Here is a 19,363-nt window from a genome sequence, read left to right on the forward strand (position 1 = left end):
AGGAGGGAAAAAGGATGAAAAACAAAATAATGGTCGGCATACTAACTGCAAGCTTAGCAATTGGAGCTGGTACTACTGCTTTAGCAAATGGAGGTCAATCAAGTAATTTCATGATTAATGACGATAAGATGAATAACATGGGTTGGAACGAAAATAACTTTGAATGGACTGAAATGAAAGAATACATGGAGGAAGTACATCCTGATCTCGGGGAAGAGGATTTACAAGAAATGTATAATTCTTGTCATGGTGAAAGCTCAAAGTCATTAACAAATACAACATTATAATAGTAACACATTCTAATCGTAAGTCGATTTATTAGCTCTGGGTCATAAGTAGATGATGTAGATAACTGAAACAATCCTTTAGTAGGGTTTAAGTAGTAGCTAAATGCTATGTGCTTATATGTTAGATACATTCAGTGCGAAAACAGCCACATGTATAGAAGGTTGAGTACAAATTGTTGTTATTTACTATGAAAAAGGGCGTAACCTCATTACTTAGGTATACGCCTCTTTTTTGATAATAATTGTTAATTTTGCAGAAAAAGTTCACGGATTGATGAATGGAGACATTACTAATTTCTTTAATAACAGAATCCATTTCATTGGCATTATTGTTCAATGTTCATTGAGTTTATTACAAGACACTCACACTCAAGTTTGACTGTTTTTATCTTTACTACTTGTATTCGTTTGTTGTTTATAAAAGCTTGTTGTAATTACATAGCCTAGAAAAATAATTGCATACAGACTAAGATTATTTTTCCAGCTAAAAGCCTGTAAATCAAAAAAGATAGAATATCCAGGTACGTAAAAGTAACTTATTATTATAATCAACACTGCAGGGATTCCTAGAAATTTTTCACTGGCTATGTTGGCTAGCGGTATTTGTCCATAGATTACTTTATTGTCCAAATTAGCACGGTTACTATCCAAATAACTGCGTTTACTATCGTAAAATGATCTTTTACTCTCCAAAAAGCTGCGTTTACTATCGAAAAATGATCTTTTACTCTCCAAAAAGCTGCTTTTACTATCGAAAATGATCTTTTACTATCTAAAAAGCTGCGTTTACTATCGAAAAATGCCCTTTTACTCTCCAAAAAGCTGCGTTTACTATCGAAAAATGATCTTTTACTATCCAAAAAGCTGCGTTTACTATCGAAAATGATCTTTTACTATCCAAATAACTGCGTTTACTATCGGAAAATGATCTTTTACTATCCAAATAGCTGCGTTTACTATCGAAAAATGATCTTTTACTATCCAAAAAGCTGCGTTTACTATCGAAAATGATCTTTTACTATCCAAATAACTGCGTTTACTATCGGAAAATGATCTTTTACTATCCAAATAGCTGCGTTTACTATCCGAATGTCTACTTTTACTGTCCAACTACAAAAAAAAGAGGCTTCTCTTCGCGAGAAAAATTGAGAAGCCGCTCTATATCTCTTCAATCCAAGTAAATGTGACTATTTGCTCGTCAACATCGAAGGTAGTGACCTTCGTCGTGTCTCCATTTGCTTTTTTAGACAGATTTACCTTGAATTTTAAACGTTCACGACACTAACATTAGTCAATTCCAACGAGTTTTTTATATTCATTTATCGTCATTCCAGGAGGAATATTCAAGCGGTTCAATAGGTGTGGATCATCACCTTTTTTTACATAGCCTCGTTTAGTTGTAAAAGCCATTTTAAACCCTTCCTCCTTCACAACTTTTACTATATCTTCATTATATTTGCCAAAAGGATAAGCAAAGTAATCTGTCTCCAAGATTGATTTATTCAATCGTAAATCTTCTTGTACTTCTTCAAGAGGCTTAGCGACTAAGTGACTTGTTTGTCCTTTTAGCCGATGCATATTATGTGTATGAGCGGAAACGGAAAAAACATCTCTCATGTTATCAATCATTTGAGTGCTCAAATATTGAAATTTTGTAGCTTTTGGATTATATGGTGCCCCTTCATTCGGAGTACGGCCAGTTATAATAAATAAATTTCCAAGTTGTTTATTGGTTTTTAATATAGGATAAGCATATTCATTAACAGACTGTAGCCCATCATCAAATGTCAACGCGACGACTTTTCCAGGTAAATTCGTCGTACCATTTAGATAACCTTCTAAATCTGTGAGTGTAATAGTTTCAACTTCTTCCTCAGCTAATATAGTCATTTGCTGAGAAAATTCATGCGGGGGAATGATATTGAGATTACCAGGGTAAAGATTGTCTTCATCGTATGAAAAATGGTGGTACATTAATATTGGAATCCCATCATCAAGTTCTACGTCTGACTTTTTTACATAGCCGACCTTACCTGCTATCTTCACTTCATAATAATCGTTTGACTCAGACATGATAGGATATCTTAAGTTTTGAGCAATCGTTGCGATAGGATGAAGAGAATCTGATGGTTGTTCAAATATATTTGTTTCTTTAATCGTAATAAACATGTCGTTTGTGTTTTTTGTAGACTTCAATCTGTATGGTTCTTCATTAACAATGACATCTGTTTTTTTTACATACCCATTTCCGTTACCAAAGGAAATTTGCCACCATTCATTACTATAATCACGTAGTATCTCGAATGTATGTCCATTTTGTAAATACCCCACAATGGTGAATTCTTCCTTCCTATTATCGTATACAGGAGTAAAAGCGCTATTAGGCTCTAGTTTTAGTATGCTTGTTTGTTGACTTGCTTTTGTAGGTGTGTAATTTATACTCATAGCAGATTGAACAATGCCAATAACGAATGCAAAAAGCAAAAACAATCCTGCCATGACACTTAAAGACTTAAAAATCATTTTATACCTTTTCATATTTTCCCCTTGTTCCAATGATGATTGATTATTATTACTAATAATGGAAGATAGAATGCTATAGTCACCTATTATACAATTAATAAAATTTGAGAGCTATAAGTAAATGAGCACATTACTTAGTAACTAATCTTTGTTGATATTAGTATAGATGTCTAATTCATTTCAATGGTATGTATATCCAATCGTAGTTTAGTAGCTAGGTTATTGTGAAGAGGGAATAATTACATTTTTTGCGTATGATATTTAGGTGGAAGGTGGTAATGAGTTTAGTTGTTATTTGTAGGCTGTTTTCGCATAAACTGTTGTTATTCGTACTAAGGTCTTAACACGTATAAATATAGAGTTAGAGACAGCCTTTCTTCTGTAAATCAAAGTATACCAAACCACTGCATGCGGTTGAAAATATGTGAATAAAAGCAATATATTATACGAAAATAGCCTTTTGTAAAAGCTCTTTTCACAATCTTTCTTATTATTGTTTAAAGTTAGGGTAACTAAAAATGTCGATTAGTATTATTTTTTAAGCTGTAGAAGCAATCCCATAACAGCCTAATTTTTTTATTATACTGTTGTCGACATGATATAGAGGCTTTCTTACGTGAAATGATAACAAGCGCTAGGGAAATCTCCCAGCGCTAGTAGTGTTACCATTGTACTACTTGTTATGAAGAAGCTGCTTTATTCGATTTTGGAAAGACTGAATATGATAGTGAGATCACCGCATCAAGTGTTAGAATGATCATCCAAATTCTGCTTAGGTTATTTACAATTGCGTTGTTAAAAGGGAAAGTAGCATTTTTATTGTTAAGCCAAACTGTAAATAGTTGTTCGATGCTGTTAATATTAACAATTTCTTCTGACAAACCGTAAGAAATGAATAATATGAAATGTACAATAGCAAAGATAAGAAAGTGAGAAAAAAATTGTTTTCGTTGATTTTTGGCATGAGCTTTACCATATAGTACTTTAGCTGGTTTAGCTTGAGGAATAGGTTCTCCTTTCCAAAGAGCGACTTTTTGTTGAATAATAGTATCTAACTTTTGTGCATCTGCTTTACCGTATGTGAGAGCGTAGACGATAATAACTAATATAATGATCTGATAGCTCGTAAATTCTCCTGTTTTTAAGTAATCAAAAAACCCCATTGCTGCAATCCATAGATCATTTATGATAAAAATGAGAAATAATAGCATGCTCAGCTTTTTTAACCCAAACCAATAGCGAACAGTCAAAAATGATATCATAAACACCCAAAAAAAGATTTCAGCAATTATTAAAAAAATCCATTTATGTTCTAGAACGAAATCCATAACGAACTTCTCCTCCTAATTTTTAAAAGAGCTTTGGACTCTCATTTCAATTTTCAATATGACCTCTGAAATTAAACCCTAGCTAACTCCTTATATGTGATACTAGGCCAAAGCTGTAGCTATTACAGCAATACCATTTAAGCAACCATGAATGATCATAGCTGGTATGACCGAACCTGTCCGTTCGTACGTCCATGAAAAAACAAGCCCACTTACAAAAGTGATTGGCAGCACATTATATGTTGGTATGTGAACGAGCATAAAGATTAATGAGCTAACCGTCATACCGGTATATATCCCCCATTTTCCCCTTAGCCATTTATAAATAAATCCCCGATAAAAAACCTCTTCATAAAAGGGAGAAATTACACTAGCAGATACAAACCCAATGATTAAGTTAGCAGGAGTGACCTGCAATTGAATACTAGCTGTTTTACTATTTTCATAGCTAACTCCAAACCACGACATAACAAATAGTATAATGATGCCAACAATGATTAAAAGTATTATCCAAAGTATAATCCATGTCAAATATTGAATTGGAAACGATCGTAGACCAATATCCTTCCATGTTAAATGATGAGGCTCTAATGAAATCATATAAATACTGTATAAAAAACATATTGCCATTATTAGCCCAGTGAGGGTACCTGCATATAGATCGTTTGCTAATATATTATTTATATATGCATGTAATAAATATTCAATAAGTATGGGTACAACAACGAATGCTACTATAAGTGCTCCTATGAATTCCTTCCATGTCCAAACTTCATCTTTAAAATCGAATCGTTTAATTTGTATACTTTCCATAAATAAATCCTCCAAATTAATGTATGTTTTAGCTATGAATGGTGAATGACTTCGATATGAATAAATTCCATATGATACAATTATTGTAAAAGGTGACGTAACGTCACTTGCAAGTACTTTTTCTAAAGTGTTTTATGGGATATTGTCAGAATAGATGGCATTTGTTTAACAATCGTTATGAAAATAACTATCCGTAAACTTTGTTGATATAGTTCCTATAAAGGAAGATTTTGCTCAATATCCACCTTTTTATAGAAGAAAAGATGCTCCAAAAAATTCGTATACCCATAGAAATGTTTTACCTAAATGGTTTTTAGAAAGTTATTTTTCATAATTTAGGCGTAGTTCGTTATGAAATTATTTCATCAATTGTGCTTGCTAATAGGGGGGATAGAAGTGACATATTATTCAACGGGTGACGCTTCAAAGAAGCTTCATCTTTCCGTACGAACGCTTCGCTACTATGATCAAATTGGACTCGTCGAACCGACGATTAAAGAATACAACGGTCGACGTCTTTATTCAGAGCAAGATATGATTAAAATAGAAAAGATTACAATACTGAAGGCTCTCTCACTTTCTCTTGATGACATTAAAAAAGTTCTAGATCAAATCACAGTTCAAGATATTTTAGCTGTCCATAAAAGGTCATTAGAGAACCAAATTCTTGAGCTACAAGGGTCGTTAAATCATACAACGACGATTATAAATAGTATAAGAGTAGAACAGCAATTAAATTGGGAGGTTTTGTTACCACTAATAGATGAATATCAACATCGTAAGTCAGCAGAACAAAAAGAAATGATTTGGAAGGAGTTTTTTAATGAAAAGGAAGTTGATGCACTCTCAAATAACCTTCCAAAAATGGGCGAGGACGATGAGCAAACTAAGAAGTGGATTAACATTATTAGGAGGGTGGAGTTATGTTTGAAAAACAGCATAAAACCAGAATCTGCAGAAGGTCAACTCATTGCAGAAGATATACTATTATTGTCGAAAGAAACCTTTCATGGAGATGAAGAACTGGAACTGAAATTTTGGGAAGTTCGCAAATCAAAGGAGAAATCTAAAAAGCTAGGACTATATCCTATTAATGACGATGTTGTTAACTTTATCGAACAAGCTATTGATTATATTTTAGAAGAAAATTACATATGAAACGGATAAACAAAATCATCAAAATCATAAAAAGGAGAGATAAGATGGATTTCAAAGAGCTGCAGGAAAGTTGTTTAACAAAACGAGGTGCTTATGAGGATTTTCCATTTGGGAATGATGCACATGTGATGAAGGTAGGAACTAAAATGTTTGCTATTTTGTCTCTAGGAGAAACCCATCCTGCCATTAGCTTAAAATGTGAGCCAGATGTTAATGAAATGCTTCGTGAGCAATATCCCGCCATTAAACCAGGTTATCATTTAAACAAGCGACATTGGAATACAATTACAGTCGATGGCTCAGTACCAAATAAACAAATCTTACAAATGATTGATAGGTCTTATGAATTAGTGTTTAACAGTTTAAGAAAGGCTGAAAAGGCAGAGATTAACGAAAAAAATTAAAAGCTGTTTTCGCATAACAGAAACACAGCTTCAACAATTACATTAATGACTAAGGTCAATCAGATTAAAACACTTTTTATCTATGCCAATGTAATTATTACAACAAAAATAAAGGCTCTTTTCGTAAATTTTGTTGCAATATAGAAAATACTCAACAGTCATCGTTTTATAGCAGAGAAAATGTAACGAGTTTATTTATAGTACGTAAACCAACAATCTATGCGAAAAGAGCAAAAAAGCATTTACATATAATTGAAATGCAACGTATAATAAAAGTGAGTAATCACTCACTAAAATAGGGGGATACAACGTGAATAATGATACTTGTATTTCAGTTAGTCATGTAACAAAGAGATTTGGTAAAAAAGCTGCTCTACAAGATGTAACATTTGATATTTCCTTCGGAGAGTTTTTTGGCTTACTTGGTCCATCTGGAGCTGGAAAAACAACGCTTGTAAAAATGATAGGTGGAATAGATGAAGTAACTGAAGGGTCGATATCGGTTTTAGGCACTAAGATGCCTAATTTAAAGATGATGAATAAAATCGGTTTTATGGCACAATCAGATGCGTTATATAATGAGCTAACAGCATATGAAAACATTGATTTTTTTGCAACGATTTATGGTTTAAAAGGGCAGGCAAAGCAACAAAGAATTGATAAAGTATTAGAACTTGTCAACCTGTTACCAGAAAAGAAAAAGCCTGTTCACCAGTTTTCTGGAGGGATGAAACGGCGGTTATCACTTGCTATTGCTATTGTTCATGAGCCAGAAGTTTTATTATTAGATGAGCCGACTGTTGGAATTGATCCTATCTTAAGACAATCGATTTGGGATGAATTAAGAAGATTAAAAGATAACGGAAAAACAATCATCGTAACAACACATGTCATGGATGAAGCAGAGAAGTGTTCTCGCCTCGGTATGATACGAGAAGGGTGCTTAATCGGACTCGGTACACCAGAGGAGTTAAAAGCGCAAACGAGAGCTAACACTCTAGAAGAAGCCTTTTTAACATTCGGGGGTGTAAGAGGATGAGAATAAGAGCGATGGTTATACGAATTATTCGTCAGTTCTTAAGAGATAAACGAACGATAGGTCTCATGTTAATAGCCCCTATGTTTATTTTATGGTTAATGTCGCTAGTATTTGATGGTAACGAATACACACCTACAATAGGGATGGTTGATGTCCCAGATATGTTGTTAGAGCAACTAGAAGAGGAAAATGTAGAGCTACTTTCGATAAATCAAGAAGAAGCAGAAGCAAAGCTTACTGAGCAAAAAATAGATGCATTTATTATTATGGATCAGAATGTACCGAACATTAGCCTTGAAGGTAGTGATCCTACTGTCAATAAAGCGGTTTTATTATCAATACAACAAGCATTTCAACAGCTGGAAAACGAGCAACAATCGTTAATAAAGCCTGAATTCACATATTTACATGGTTCAGATGAGATGGCTCTCTTTGATAACATTGGTCCATTTTTAATCGGTTATTTTGCATTTTTCTTCGTATTTTTAATTGCAGGGGTCTCTTTCTTACGAGAAAGAACGAGTGGTACGTTAGATCGTATATTATCTACACCGCTCAAACGGTGGGAAATGGTTATAGGTTACGCTTTAGGATACGGTATATTCACTACCGTTCAAGCGACTATCATTGTGTTCTTCTCAATAGAAATTCTTGATATTATTATGGTTGGATCAATTTGGTATGTGTTACTCATTACATTTCTACTGTCATTAACTGCACTCACTTTAGGAACATTCTTGTCTGCATTTGCTAATAACGAATTGCAGATGATCCAATTTATCCCGCTAGTTATTATTCCACAGGTGTTCTTTTCTGGATTATTCCATTTGGAAACAATGGCACCGTGGTTACAGTCATTAAGTGTAATTATGCCAATGACGTATGGTGGGGATGCTATGAGAGACATTATGATCCGTGGTGGAGGCTGGACTGATATACAAATTGATGTATTCGTCTTGCTTGGATTCTCTTTATTATTTATGGTATTAAATGTAGTAGCTTTAAAGAAGCATAGAAGATTATAGCGGTATAAAAAGCTGGAATTTCAACATGGTGATAGAAGAGAGCAAAAGCTAGCAGATGTAAGGAGTTAATCATAATGCAGGATAAAGAATGGCTTGAAGAGCTTCTAGAAATGGGTAGTCGTGACGAAAAACTTAGCCCTAAGCAAAAGAAAATCCTTGAGGCTGCTGTTGAAATATTTTCCGAAAAGGGATTTGCAGCATCATCTACTAGTGAAATAGCCAAAAGGGCTGGGGTAGCTGAGGGTACAATTTTTCGACATTACAAAACGAAGCATGACCTATTAATTTCAATCGTAGTTCCAACTTGGACAAAAATTATTACACCATTGCTCGCAAAATCATTCGTGAAAGAAGTGTTTAAGAAAAATCAATACAATCAAGCGGAGGATTTTCTACGAGCGTTATTAACTAACCGCTTAGAATTCGCTAAGAAGCATTTACCAATCCTGAAAATCCTGTTGCAAGAGATCCCTTTTCAGGAGGAGCTGAAAGAGCAATTTACGAGTATATTTACAGAACATATATATGTTCAATTGCAAAAGATTATTGAACATTTCCAACAGCAAGGGGATATTATTGATCTCCCTTCAAAAACGGTTATCCGTATGATTTTAACTACTGGTATTGGATTTATACTAACAAGGCTATTCATTTTACCTGATGCTCAATGGGATGACGAACAAGAGATTGAGCACACTATTCAATTTATGCTCTATGGTTTATCTGGGAAAGAAGACAGCTAAAGAAATGACATACAAAGAGCAATACAATAATAGCTGTATGTACAGGGTTAATGTTAAAAAATAGTCAATATGAGATCCATTTAAAAAGAAATGTGTGTAAAATCATACATTTCTTTTTGTTATTTATGTGTCTTAAGTTTTGTACTTTTTTATATAACTAATGTGAATGTTACCTCTTATATAGAGGCTCTTTTCTTAAACGTTATTGCTATTGTTATGCGAATATGGTTCTTACACGGTTAGTCATTGTTGTACAGGAGGAAAAATGCCACGATTTTTAGTTGTCTACGTGTTTGGCTCTTAGTACGAAAAGCAACAATTAATGCGAAAACAGCCTTTATAGAAGAACATATGCGAAGACACTGTAGTTGGGGATACATAATTATTTCTATGTACGAAAAAAACAACCAAAGCGGAAAAAATTCTTATTTAAAAAGCTAATTAAATTAATACAAACATTACTATTCTAAAAAATATTTACAATTATCTGTACATTCGTTAGTATAAAAATGGGTATTAATCTATTTTTTTGAATATTAGCAATGGATAGTTTAGTATCTAAAAAAATATAAGGAGGAGATTGAGATGGTAATAACAAAAAAGTTGAAGGATTTTCATAAGGTTAGGAATTGTAAAACGTAGAAATAAGAAAAAACTACAACTGAGTGTTCAACAATGACAAGCGGCTTTTAATAACGAGGCATTGTTCTAGAAGAGCTAAGCTATAAATATACGAAATGAAAGCGAAAAGCTTCTAGAGTGGACTCATCTACAGATTTGTTGAGCATTTCAATAAGGAGAATGATCATGGGTAAAGTGACATCAGATATTAATATTGTAGAATATCATAACGGATTAGCTGAAGCTGTAGCAGATATGTGGAATAACAGTCAAGAGGGCTGGGGAGGTTCCACATCTGTTAAAACAGGTGTACAGGTGAAGGTACAGGAGGCAAATTCTAGTAATATTAAAGTATTTTTAGCAATGGACGGAAAATTGGTAGTTGGTTATTGTTCTTTATCTGAATACCGTGAAGATCGAGGAGCAATGTATATTCCATTATTAAATGTTCGCCCAGATTATCATGGGAAGAAGATTGGGAAAATGCTCGTCACAAGAGTATTAAACGAAGTAATTCAAAGGAAATGGCCGCGTCTTGACTTGTATACATGGCCCGGAAATACGAAGGCTGTTCCTCTTTACAAAAAATGTGGGTTCTTTTGGGAAGATCGTGATGATACTACACATTTGATGAATTTTATTCCAACTGTGCTCGCTACAGATGCAGTGAAAGATTATTTTGCAAAAGTAGATTGGTATACTGCTAGTGATCGGCAAATTGAGGTCGTACCAGACGATATTAAGCGTAATCATTTTGTTTATTACGAGTATTCTTGGAACGACGAGAACTATGGAAAATTACGTATGCATTTTGAAAGGTCAGGCCGTGGTTTACGGCTTATTGAGACGGATGACTATTTAATAGAAGCTACAGTAGAGGGTTTTGAACTTGTTTGTAACAAATCCCATCAAATCCAATTTCATGTCATAAATAAAAACGATAAGCCACTTCAACTTCGATTTGAAGGGGAAGAGCAAGGGCAAATTAGTTTCTTATATGAGAATGAAGTCAAGGTAAAAGGTGAAAAGACTATTGAAGCGATGTTTTCAATTGCTGACTATGTGGAAGAGCAAAGCCCGTGGCGAACGCATCCAGCTGTGCAAACAAATGTGTGGATAAATGGCAAAAAAGCTACTTTTGCAATTGGAGTGAATCCAAAGTTACCTGCAAATATAAAAGCTGCTGCATCACAAGAGCAATTTATGGCAGGGGAAGAGGTAACCTTTTTCCTTGATATTGAAAATCAATCGAAGGGCGAGCAAACATTTTCTTTCTCGTTACCTTCTACAGATTTGCTAACTATTAAGCAACAAAAGATAGAAGTAACATTACAAGGGAAAGAAAAAATGTCTTTACCGATCGATGCATACTTACATGACTATGGTTTTTATGGACCAGAAATAGAAGTGTCTGTTATTAGGGACGGTCATACTGAACAAACCTTTAATAAACGAATTGGGGTTGGCTTTAAAGGAATTGGCGCACAATTTGACGGGGAATGTGATGAATACTGGCATATATATAATGGGAGCTACCAAGGATATTTTAGTAAGTTTAATAATCAATTCATTCCCGGTCGTATAATGAGTGATTCTCAACCGACAACGCTCATGTTTCCTAAGCTTGGGAAACCGTATAACGACGAGTTTTCTAAGAAAAAACCAAAGAAGGTGGAGTTTGAGCAACAACAAGGAGCAATGGTTTTAAAGGCAACATTTGAATCAGAGTCGATGAATAATATTTCATTTGTTTATATTTATAAGCTTTTTGCAGAAGGTTTAATAGAGGCAGCAGTACAACTGACGAACGAAGGTAATGAAGCTACATCAGAAGATGTGTGGATAAGTCAGCCGATTTATCATAGTCTGGAAAACCCAATTTTTCATTATAATCATGAGCTCGTTGAACACGGTAAAGGCTTCACTTTTTACGGAGAATGGGAAAGCTCTAAGCTTACGGAAAACTGGATTTTTTCACAGTACAAACCTTACCCTAGTGGATTTTGCTGGCCAAAGCAATCGCAGTTGCAATTTGAAAACTGGTACACATATTGTGAACAAAACCTTGGTAAGCTTGATGGAGGAGTGACTGTACAAACAAAGCCAATCTTCATCAACATGGGTGCCTTTCAAACATGGAAAGATTTCCGTCGTTTCGCGGAAAGAAAGCCTGTCAACAAACAGTTGCCACAGGATGCAATTGAGGTTGTATATAATGATAGAAACCCTGTTATCTCAACAAATGAAATCGTCATTAAAACCGAACAAAAGAAAAATACCTCATCTGATGGAACTGTCCAAGTCACCTTAGCAAATGACACATACGCAGGAGAGCATGAAGTATCTGTCCCAGTTAAGCAAATTCATGATCCGTTCGTACATGTGAAGGTGAAAGATCGACGTAATAATATAGCATATTATTCAGACCGTGTCTTACTGAAACCTTCAAATGATAAAGTTGTGCATCATATTGTTGAAGAGGATGACCTAAAGGTTCATAGAGTGAATAACGGTTTAATAGAAATAGGAGCATCAACAGACTTTTTCCCTACGCTATTTTCATTAAAAATGAATGGAGTAGAGTGGCTAGACTCATCCTTTCCAAAACTAACATCTAAATCGTGGTGGAATCCATGGTCAGGTGGTATTCGTAGCACAATGAGTGATTTGAGTAACCGTTCTTGGAGCAAAGAATCATCTTCGGTTCAGTTTGCTACTTTAAACGATCAATTTAACAATGTATGGGAAGGTTTAGAGATTTCAACGAGCATTACAGAACACGAAAAATATAAAGGACTTAATTTTCATCAATATTTTGTTATGCTACCAGGGGTACCTGTCGTCGCTCATTTCTCGAAAATTGAACAACATACAGGCACATACCTACTCGATAAAAAATTGGAAACTGAATTGTCTATCAAACCAAATTCACATTTGGATAAAACCTTTATACAAAATGGTGATGTGAAGGTTACTGGTGGTGGTGCGGAATACGAGGCTAAATTAGAACTTCAGCATGCGTTTGGTGGGGATGAAGTAGACGAATTACTACACATCATTCAACATGATGAAGTATCTGAGACTGAAGTATATATGAACAAGGATGTGAATTTTACAAGTATCAATCAAAAGCTACACTTAGCTAATCGTCAAACAATATTTACAAAACCGTTACTCATTACAGTAGGCAAGGGTAAAATTAATCACAAGGCACTGCATCATTTAGCAAATTTAGTTCTGACAAAAGAGGAAAAATCGCATGAAAATTATTGATGCTCACTTGCATTTTTCAAATATTAATAGCTTCTTTCAAACTGCAGATGAAATGTCAAAAGTTAATTACTCATCTGAAGGAATCGTAAAGGAATTTGAAGACGCAAATGTCGTGCTTGGGATTGCGATGGGGTTAACTGAAACGTCCAATCAAGGGTTTCCTTCAAAGTACGCACAAACACCTATGGGGATTGATCTATCGTCGTCAATTCCTCCTTCTATTGTATATTGTGCAGGGGTTAATCCTTATACTTTAACTAATGAATCATTGCGAATGCTCGAAAAAGAAGTTCAGAAGTCTCAAGTAGTCGGGATAAAAATTTATTTAGGGTACTATCCTTTTTATGCGTATGATGACGTTTATAAGCCAGTTTATAAAATAGCTGCGAAATATGGGCTACCAGTCGTATTTCATACAGGAGATACTTATTCAGAGAGAGGCTTATTAAAGTATTCCCACCCTCTTACACTTGATGAAGTTGCTGTAGAGCATCGTGATGTCACTTTTATGATGGCTCACTTAGGAGATCCGTGGGTGTTAGATGGAGCAGAAGTAGTATATAAAAACTCTAATATGTACGCAGATTTATCCGGTTGGCTTGTTGGTACAAAACAAGATATTGAAAAGCATGTAAACTCCAATTTTTTAGATCATATACGTCATGCTTTAACGTTTTGTGATCGTTACGACAAGCTATTATTTGGCACAGATTGGCCACTTGCTCCGATACAAGCATACATTGATTTAGTGAAGGAGCTAGTACCAGAGCAGCATCACGAGGATGTTTTTTATCATAATGCAATAAAAGTGTTTCCAAAAATTAAACCATTTTTATAATGAACAAACGTTAAGTTATTTTTGCAAAAGATATATAATGCCGTTTATTTCTTGCAAAAGATAAGGTTGGTCAATAACCTTTATTGTAATACGCATACATACATGTGTTAGCTATTTCGACAAAGGTTTTATAGGCCAGTCTTTTTGTTCTTTGAAAGGCAATTTTATCGCTAGTGTTACCAATTTAAACAGCAAGAGATGGTTATACATGTTTATTATATAAAGAAGTGATGGTACCACGAGCTTTTGGTGTATATGTGTGATTTTTTAAATTTGAAAACAAAACAATAGTTAATGTTACAACTACCTTTAAAAAAATGCTATTTCTTTAATATTTACTGTTTATATTATTGTGATTCCGTGACGATTAAGTGTAAAAATTGAATAAAGCAAAGGTATGCTGTTATGATGGATATAAGAATGTAAAGTGATTAAAAAGATCTTATCCGATAACAGAAAGTGGAGGTTATAACATGTATGTAGTGATGAATGTGTTAACTGTACCTGAAGACGGTAAGTCAAAAATGGTTGAGTTATTTAGCAAAAGTGCTGAAAATATGAAAAAGGTACCAGGTTGTGTAGAATTTCAATTTTTAAGCTCGTCGGAAGAAGAGAAACAAGTTGTGTATACAAAATGGGAAAGCAAGGAAGATTTTAAGGCATGGACTGAAAGCGATGCTTTTCGTCAAGCTCACGCTGAGCGTCGAACACGAGGCACAACTGCAACTGGATCAAAGATAGAAATCTATGAAGTCGTACATAGCTCGTAATTCAACAAGAAAAGATTCTGTTTATTCACCACTTGTTATTCTGTCATGAACCTTCTATGGTGAATGTATTGACGATATTTTAAAGAATGTTTTGGTGGGCATGCATATTTCAATGATAAAAGGGCGAGCATAAATTATTTTGTAATTGTACTTACTTTGAATGCCTATCTTAGTATGAAAATTAAGTTAATATGAAAGTAGTTAAGGTGCGTAAATCATGGTTTAAACGGAAAATATAATAATGATGTACTTTGAGGAGGTAGTCGTATATGTGGACGCCTCCTCAATTAATTTTTTCTTTTCAATCGTTTTAAATTAGCTCTTTCACATCATCCAGCGGATAGTGAATGGTGCAGACAAGCTAAAGAGGAAAATCGCACCGATGAGAATGATTAAAACAATGATTAGACTTGAAAATATTTCCCCTAGCTCTTTCACTATTTTTCTGCACCTTTCTTTATGGACCTTTTCGTAAACATTGTTGCTTATTTTCACTTGAATTTGTGAAACTGATGTATATATAGAATTTTATTGTCTTTTAGAGAAGAAAAGAAGCTATGAACTCTAGTTGTGTATGAGTTTACTTCTTAATAAGAAAAACAACAATCAATGAGAAAATAGCCTTAATTATTGGTATTTAATCACATTGTACAAATGTTTTAATTCATTTTATACAGGTGAATTTATCCCATATAGTAAGAAGAATTATGTATCATGAATAGGAATTGTTAATAATAGATTAATGAAAGTTAAAGTACTGTACATACTTAACAGTCGTTTTTATCATTTTGTTAGTTAGTATATAAACCATGAGTCATTATTATAGGAGGAATTAATGATGTTACATACTCTTACAAAAAATATATATTATATGGATTTTAATCAAGAAACAGATCAGCCGATTTTATTACTTGTCGTAGGTAAAGAAAAAAGCCTTGTAATAGATGCTGGAAATTCACCAAAACATGCCGAAAAATTTTTAGAGGAAGTCCGGCAATTAAATGTTCCCTATCCAAGCTATTTAGCTATTACACATTGGCATTGGGATCATGTTTTTGGAATTGAGACAATGAATCTCCCTACAATCTCACACGAAATGACGAAAGAAAAGCTTGAGGAAATGAGCCGATTTGAATGGGACGACAAATCAATTATAGAGCGTGTTCAAGCTGGGATAGAAAGTGAATTTTGTCAGGATTACCTATTAAGAGCGATGACAGAGGATGAAAGAAAACAATTAAAAATACAGCTTCCAGATATGACGTTTTCAGGTAAATTAACTATTAACCTAGGTGGAGTGACTTGTATATTGGAACATGTAGGTGGAGACCATGCACCCGATTCTATCGTGATCCACGTACCTGAAGAGAGAGTGCTTGTTATCTCGGACTGCTTATGGGTTGATATTTATGAACGATCATTTAAATATTCAAAAGAAAATATATATCCTCTAATAGACAAAATATTAAGCTATGATGTCGATTACTATGTTTCATCACATATAAATCCTGAAACGAAACAGCAATTGGCCGACTATTATCTAAATGTAGTAAAAGCGATAGGGGACCTAGTGGAAAGTAACGACACAGAACAACAGGCAATCCAAAAATTCGTAAACCACTACAACAGAAAACCAAATGAAGATGAACGATTCTTACTAAAAGCATTTATTAAAGGGGTCTGATCTCCGCTGCTGTAGCGTTAAATGAGTGGGAGGTCAAATCCCTTAATTTTATTTTGGTAGTATGAAAACTCAATTTATGTATGATATATACAGTTGTATCTAAGTCTCAATGATAAAAAAGTGAGCATGGTCTTTTTCGCATTAATTGTTGCTTTTCGTTCTTACCTATAAGTATGTCTACACCTAGCGTTCGTGGCACCTTTTCTATTGTACTACGATGACTAACATAAAAAATTACTATTTATAGTACTAATTTGATAACAATTAATAAAGTTTACAAAAAGAACCAATTAAAGTTAAAAAGAACCCCCCATCACTTATGCACTTTAAAAGTGATGGGGGGTAGACCTCTTATACTAGTCCTAGCCCTCTTACGATTTGTGCGATAATAAATGTTACACCTACTGCGATGAGTGTAGGAATTAAGAATGATAGAAATGTCCATTTTGCACTTTTAGTTTCTTTATATATATTTACTAATGTTGTTCCACAAGGATAATGGAGTAATGAGAAAAGCATGACATTAAGGGCTGTTAACCAAGTCCATCCATTATCGATGAAGATATTCTTTAAAGAATTTAAATTTTCTACCTCTAGCATGGCACCTGTAGATAAATACCCCATTAATAAAATTGGCAAGACAATTTCATTTGCTGGTAAGCCCAAAATAAATGCCATTAAGATAAATCCATCAAGCCCGAGCAGCTGTGCGAATGGGTCTAAGAAGTTGACAACATACATTAAGATACTCGTATCCCCAATATAAATGTTTGCGAAGACCCATGTGAGTACACCTGCTGGTGCTGCGATAATAATTGCTCGTTTTAACACAAATAAAGATTTATCAAGTGTAGCTCTTACAATTGTATTCCAAAATTGTGGCTTTCGATAAGGCGGTAGCTCTAAAGTATAGTGAGTTGGAACACCCTTTAACGCTGTTTTGGATAGTATCCACGATACTGATAACGTCACGACGATACCAAATAAGACGATACCCATAACAGTTGCTGCTGTAACAAGTGTGGCAGTACCTCCAGTGTAGCTTGCAGCCATAAACAATGATGCCATTAAAATAATTGTTGGCCAGCGTCCATTACAAGGTACAAAGTTATTTGTAAGAATGGCTAGCATTCTCTCCCGTGGAGATTCAATAATTCTAGTCGACATGATAGCAGCGGCGTTACATCCAAAGCCCATCGCCATCGTTAACGACTGTTTTCCATGTGCGCCTGCACGCTTGAATAACCGATCCATATTAAATGCTACACGAGGCAAATACCCATAGTTTTCTAGTAAAGCAAAGACAGGGAAGAAAATCGCCATTGGTGGTAGCATGACGCTTATGACCCAAGATGTTCCTCTATATAGTCCTAATACTAAGACCCCATGTAACCAATCTGGTGCATTTACCGCATTAAATGCAGCCGTAATGTAACCTTCGATGGTGCTAAAAAATGTGGCTAGCATAGAAGATGGTACGTTCGCGCCTGCGATTGTTAGATAAAATATGAGCCCTAAAATTGCTAGCATAATCGGGAAACCCCAAATAGGAGAAGTGAGAATTTTATCTATCTTTTCAGATCTTTGAAATCTATCTTGCTGATCGAACGTCAAAACATCTGATGTAATGGCATTTGATGTTTCATAAATTTTAGAAACAATTTGATCTCTCGTTCTATCGTCAGAAGAGCTTACTGATCCTTGAGCAAATAATTGATCAATGGCATCCTGGTTGAACTGAATTTGACTCTGCAAGGTGTTGAACCTCCTTTTTTCCTGATAAATGAAGCTTAAGTTCTTCTATCAAGCTCGTATCTCCATCTAAAATACGCAGTGCAATCCATCTCAAAGGTAAGTGAGTGCCAAGCACATTTTGAATTTTTGGAATGAGGTTATTAATCTCCTCCTCCAATTCATCGTTATATTGAATTTGGTATGGTTTAGTTTCTATTGCTCCAAGGCACATTTTATTCATTTGATCTAACAGAGTATTAATTCCTGTTTTGTTTCTGGCAGAGATTTTTACTACAGGAACGCCAAGAGTTTTAGCTAGTTTTTCTTCATTAATATGAATTCCTTTTCTCTTAGCTTCATCAATTAAATTGACACAGACAATTACTCGGTCTGTCATCTCCATAATTTGTAGCGCTAAATTTAAATTTCTTTTTAGCGCAGTTGCGTCTATAACAACGACTGTAACATCTGGCTTTTCAAATAATATATAATTCCTTGCTACTTCTTCGTCGGCTGAATTTGAGTATAATGAGTATGTTCCTGGTAAATCTATCACTTTAAATTGGTTTTCTTGATATTCAAAATCTCCTTCAGCTCGCAATACCGTTTTTCCTGGCCAGTTACCAGTATGTTGTCGTAAGCCAGTAAGAGTATTAAATAACGTGCTTTTTCCGGTATTGGGGTTCCCTGCGAGCGCAATCGTAAATGTACTCAACGTGATTCCCCTCCTATTTTTGTAGCATAAATTTTAGAGCTTTCTTCTTTTCTTAAAGCAATGACAGTGTCACTGACCGCAAATGCAATTGGATCACCCAAAGGGCTGCGCTGTAGGACTTTTACAGTCGCTCCAGGAACGAAGCCCAAGTCTAGTAATCTTCTTCTCATTGTTCCAGAGATATCTAACCGATCAATTTTCACTTCATCTCCAGAAGTAAAATGGTACAATTCATTTATTTTATTGGATTTATTCATAAATATTCCCCCTGGCCTAAATGTGTGGGTGGAACTTAATATGTTTCCCTCGACCAACTTTTAATTACATCATATGTAGTAAGTGCCTAATTGTCAACTTTATTTAATTAATTGTAAGAATTTTATTGACGATTATAAGAAAGCTATGATA

At 34.6% G+C, this 19,363-nt stretch carries 17 protein-coding genes; 10 read left to right on the forward strand and 7 right to left on the reverse strand.

The window, feature by feature from the left end:
* The first annotated feature begins 14 nt into the window (after nucleotides 1-14).
* On the forward strand, nucleotides 15-287 hold the full coding sequence (locus SLH48_RS07220) for a hypothetical protein (RefSeq protein WP_320257605.1): 273 nt from the start codon (nucleotides 15-17) through the stop codon (nucleotides 285-287).
* A 369-nt stretch (nucleotides 288-656) separates the two neighbouring features.
* Here SLH48_RS07220 and SLH48_RS07225 read toward each other — a convergent pair whose 3' ends face one another.
* The 4 genes from SLH48_RS07225 to SLH48_RS07240 all read right to left on the reverse strand — a co-directional run bounded on the left by SLH48_RS07225 (nucleotide 657) and on the right by SLH48_RS07240 (nucleotide 4,951).
* Nucleotides 657-1,022, reverse strand: a complete 366-nt coding sequence (locus SLH48_RS07225; protein ID WP_320257606.1) for a hypothetical protein — start codon at nucleotides 1,020-1,022, stop codon at nucleotides 657-659.
* 552 nt (nucleotides 1,023-1,574) lie between these two features.
* Nucleotides 1,575-2,825, reverse strand: coding sequence for a polysaccharide deacetylase family protein (locus SLH48_RS07230; RefSeq protein ID WP_320257607.1), 1,251 nt, complete (start codon nucleotides 2,823-2,825; stop codon nucleotides 1,575-1,577).
* A 665-nt stretch (nucleotides 2,826-3,490) separates the two neighbouring features.
* A complete protein-coding gene (locus tag SLH48_RS07235; protein WP_320257608.1) occupies nucleotides 3,491-4,138 on the reverse strand; it encodes a hypothetical protein in 648 nt (215 codons plus the stop codon).
* 102 nt (nucleotides 4,139-4,240) lie between these two features.
* Nucleotides 4,241-4,951, reverse strand: coding sequence for a type II CAAX endopeptidase family protein (locus SLH48_RS07240; protein WP_320257609.1), 711 nt, complete (start codon nucleotides 4,949-4,951; stop codon nucleotides 4,241-4,243).
* A gap of 396 nt (nucleotides 4,952-5,347) precedes the next feature.
* On the opposite strand from SLH48_RS07240, the gene SLH48_RS07245 reads away from it, so the two are divergent.
* The 9 genes from SLH48_RS07245 to SLH48_RS07285 all read left to right on the forward strand — a co-directional run bounded on the left by SLH48_RS07245 (nucleotide 5,348) and on the right by SLH48_RS07285 (nucleotide 16,506).
* A complete protein-coding gene (locus SLH48_RS07245; RefSeq protein WP_320257610.1) occupies nucleotides 5,348-6,109 on the forward strand; it encodes a MerR family transcriptional regulator in 762 nt (253 codons plus the stop codon).
* Nucleotides 6,110-6,153: 44 nt separating this feature from the next.
* Nucleotides 6,154-6,513: an MmcQ/YjbR family DNA-binding protein gene (locus SLH48_RS07250; protein WP_320257611.1), complete on the forward strand. Its 360-nt coding sequence runs from the start codon at nucleotides 6,154-6,156 to the stop codon at nucleotides 6,511-6,513.
* Nucleotides 6,514-6,823: 310 nt separating this feature from the next.
* Nucleotides 6,824-7,552, forward strand: a complete 729-nt coding sequence (locus SLH48_RS07255) for an ABC transporter ATP-binding protein (protein ID WP_320257612.1) — start codon at nucleotides 6,824-6,826, stop codon at nucleotides 7,550-7,552.
* Entirely contained in the window at nucleotides 7,549-8,577 is a 1,029-nt protein-coding gene (locus tag SLH48_RS07260; RefSeq protein ID WP_320257613.1) for an ABC transporter permease, read from the forward strand. Before SLH48_RS07255 ends, SLH48_RS07260 begins: the two co-directional genes overlap by 4 nt.
* Before the next feature lie 74 nt (nucleotides 8,578-8,651).
* Nucleotides 8,652-9,320, forward strand: a complete 669-nt coding sequence (locus SLH48_RS07265) for a TetR/AcrR family transcriptional regulator (RefSeq protein ID WP_320257614.1) — start codon at nucleotides 8,652-8,654, stop codon at nucleotides 9,318-9,320.
* 807 nt (nucleotides 9,321-10,127) lie between these two features.
* On the forward strand, nucleotides 10,128-13,214 hold the full coding sequence (locus SLH48_RS07270; RefSeq protein ID WP_320257615.1) for a GNAT family N-acetyltransferase: 3,087 nt from the start codon (nucleotides 10,128-10,130) through the stop codon (nucleotides 13,212-13,214).
* On the forward strand, nucleotides 13,201-14,052 hold the full coding sequence (locus SLH48_RS07275) for an amidohydrolase family protein (protein WP_320257616.1): 852 nt from the start codon (nucleotides 13,201-13,203) through the stop codon (nucleotides 14,050-14,052). Before SLH48_RS07270 ends, SLH48_RS07275 begins: the two co-directional genes overlap by 14 nt.
* Before the next feature lie 473 nt (nucleotides 14,053-14,525).
* Nucleotides 14,526-14,822, forward strand: a complete 297-nt coding sequence (locus tag SLH48_RS07280) for an antibiotic biosynthesis monooxygenase family protein (RefSeq protein WP_214484278.1) — start codon at nucleotides 14,526-14,528, stop codon at nucleotides 14,820-14,822.
* An 835-nt stretch (nucleotides 14,823-15,657) separates the two neighbouring features.
* Nucleotides 15,658-16,506 (forward strand): MBL fold metallo-hydrolase, encoded by an 849-nt coding sequence (locus SLH48_RS07285; protein WP_320257617.1) that lies wholly within the window; start codon nucleotides 15,658-15,660, stop codon nucleotides 16,504-16,506.
* A 351-nt stretch (nucleotides 16,507-16,857) separates the two neighbouring features.
* On the opposite strand, the gene SLH48_RS07290 is transcribed toward SLH48_RS07285, so the two are convergent.
* Genes SLH48_RS07290 through SLH48_RS07300 form a run of 3 tightly spaced genes read right to left on the reverse strand, consistent with a single transcriptional unit; the run spans nucleotide 16,858 to nucleotide 19,212 of the window.
* On the reverse strand, nucleotides 16,858-18,228 hold the full coding sequence (locus SLH48_RS07290; RefSeq protein WP_320257876.1) for a nucleoside recognition domain-containing protein: 1,371 nt from the start codon (nucleotides 18,226-18,228) through the stop codon (nucleotides 16,858-16,860).
* Nucleotides 18,224-18,961, reverse strand: coding sequence for a FeoB small GTPase domain-containing protein (locus tag SLH48_RS07295; protein WP_320257877.1), 738 nt, complete (start codon nucleotides 18,959-18,961; stop codon nucleotides 18,224-18,226). Before SLH48_RS07295 ends, SLH48_RS07290 begins: the two co-directional genes overlap by 5 nt.
* The gene (locus SLH48_RS07300; protein WP_320257618.1) at nucleotides 18,952-19,212 is read right to left on the reverse strand and encodes a FeoA family protein; all 261 of its coding nucleotides are present in this window, start codon (nucleotides 19,210-19,212) and stop codon (nucleotides 18,952-18,954) included. Before SLH48_RS07300 ends, SLH48_RS07295 begins: the two co-directional genes overlap by 10 nt.
* Nucleotides 19,213-19,363: the final 151 nt, after the last annotated feature.

It is taken from the genome of Cytobacillus sp. IB215316, assembly GCF_033963865.1.
GTDB classification, from domain to species: Bacteria; Bacillota; Bacilli; order Bacillales; family SM2101; genus Nanhaiella; species Nanhaiella sioensis.